Origin of the sequence: Pseudoalteromonas sp. TB25 (assembly GCF_000497995.1) — a bacterium.
Taxonomy (GTDB): Bacteria; Pseudomonadota; Gammaproteobacteria; order Enterobacterales; family Alteromonadaceae; genus Pseudoalteromonas; species Pseudoalteromonas distincta.
Genome location: NZ_AUTI01000248.1, coordinates 1 through 2020 on the forward strand (window position 1 = coordinate 1; position 2020 = coordinate 2020).

Consider the following 2020-nt stretch of genomic DNA (forward strand, 5'->3'; position numbering starts at 1 on the left):
CTGGCGGGGCTGTATTTTGTAGTAGCTCTTGCAGTATTAAAAGGCACCGCTTGGCTATATCAGTTGTACTTATAGCCACAGTGGTTAAGTGATCATTTATAACCGCGCTATTAGGAATATGGTGGCAACTCACCACTTTAATACAGTGATGTGTTAATGAGTTAATAGCAGCAATAACACCTTGAGCAATAATATCGTTTGCACACACCACAGCGTTTAATGTTGGGTTGTGTTTATATGCTTCTATAAATGCATTTTTAGCGCTAAGGGCTGCGTTTACTGCGCAGTGAATGGGTGCTAATGGTGTAATGCTGTGCTGCGCGCAAGCGGTATTAAAGCCACTTTGCAGTGCTTGTGAATCACTTAAAGTAAGTTCACTGCTTATAAATGCTATGTTTGTCACGCCTTGTGCGAGTAAATGCATACTGGCTACGTGGCTGGCTTTTTTATAGTCGGGTAATACACACGGAGCTGCGCTAAAGGGCACTTCACTCATTAAGGTAATTACTTTGTGTTGCGCGCTGAGCGCATCAAGCCATTTGGGGCAAGTATTAGCAACGGGGCAAATAATAAATGCAGCTGCGTTGTATTCTTTTAAGTTTTTAACTGCGTTTGCTTGTAGCTCAAGACTATTATTACTGCTTACAATCATGGCTTGTAAGCCATTGTCGTTTAACAAAAGTTGTAAGCTGGTAGCAAGGTGTGCCATAGCTGGGTTAGTTAAATCATTTATTACTATGGCCACTAAGTTAGAGCGTTTTGAGCGCATAGCAGCGGCATCACGATTATAAACGTACCCTAGCTCATCTATCGCTTTGAGTATTTTTTGTTTACTTTTATTGCCCACTTTATCGCTTTGGGTAAGTACCAAGGATACGGTTGATTTTGATACACCAGCACGCTCTGCAACATCAAAAATGGTGACTGATTTGGCTTTGTTATGCATTGTATTTTAAGTACCGCAGTGGTGAATAAATAGCGCTGTAGTTTAGCTTAATCAGCACTATTAAGTCATCTTTTAGAGGTGTTTAACTTACCTTAATACTTTATGAACAAAGCAAAACGTGTTTATATACGCCTATAAGAGTAAAAAATAACAAAAGGATAAAAACATGAGCGCTTTTAGGCTGTTAGTTGTCTTTATTTGTTGTGCGGCATTAGTCCCAACAAGTTACGCCGAGCAGGGCTATCAAACCCCATCACCCGAACTTGCAGCATTGGTTGACGCTAAGTTAGCACCCACTAGTTACTTATCGAGCGATGGCCAGNTAGCGCTTTTTGAGCGCAAACGTGTAGTAACCCTTGATGAACTTGCAAAAGAAGAGCTTAAGCTTGCAGGTATTAAGCTAAACCCCGCTAATTTTTCGCGCTCTCGTGTGAGTGCCAAATTTAGTGCCGTGGAGCTTAAGCATGTTCAAAGCGGGTCGGTTATTAGCATTAACAACTTACCTAATGGCATTATCCGCTCACCTAAATGGTCATCTAATAGTAAATATTTAGCCTTTGTTGTTGAGCAACCAACCCAAGCCAACTTATGGCTTTACAGCGTTGAAACCAAACAAGCAAAAGAGTTAACTAGTGCTGCGTTAAATTCGGTACTAACTGCATCGCCATATAAATGGCTGCCAGATAGCAGCGCCATTGTTGCAAATCTTGCTGTTAATTTTGGTAAACCAAGGCTTGAAAATAACAGCCAAAATGTAGTGCCTGTTATTCAACAAAGTACTGGCGAAAAAGCGCCAGCACGTACTTACCAAAATTTATTAACCAGCCCGTTTGATGAATCACAGTTTAAGTTTTACGGGCAAGGGCAATTGGCTTACATAACGCTTGATGGCAATACTCAAGCAATAGGTAGCCCTTCTTTATTTAAATCGTTTTCAGTATCACCTGATTCTACCAATATTTTAGTTGCCGGTATTAATGAGCCGTTTTCGTATCAAGTGCCTTACAGCCGCTTTGCAAGCACGTGGCAAATATGGGGCATGCGCGGCTATGCATTAGCAGAGCTGGCAAAACA

Annotated in this window: 1 protein-coding gene and 1 pseudogene; one reads left to right on the plus strand and one right to left on the minus strand. The window is 41.3% G+C overall.

Annotation, left to right across the window (positions count from 1 at the left end; genetic code table 11):
- Window positions 1–946: LacI family DNA-binding transcriptional regulator (locus L652_RS0107795; protein WP_024596134.1), on the minus strand; the 946-nt coding region annotated here is incomplete at its 3' end.
- A gap of 166 nt (window positions 947–1112) precedes the next feature.
- On the opposite strand from L652_RS0107795, the pseudogene L652_RS0107800 reads away from it, so the two are divergent.
- Window positions 1113–2020: pseudogene (locus tag L652_RS0107800) on the plus strand (DPP IV N-terminal domain-containing protein); the annotation flags it as partial.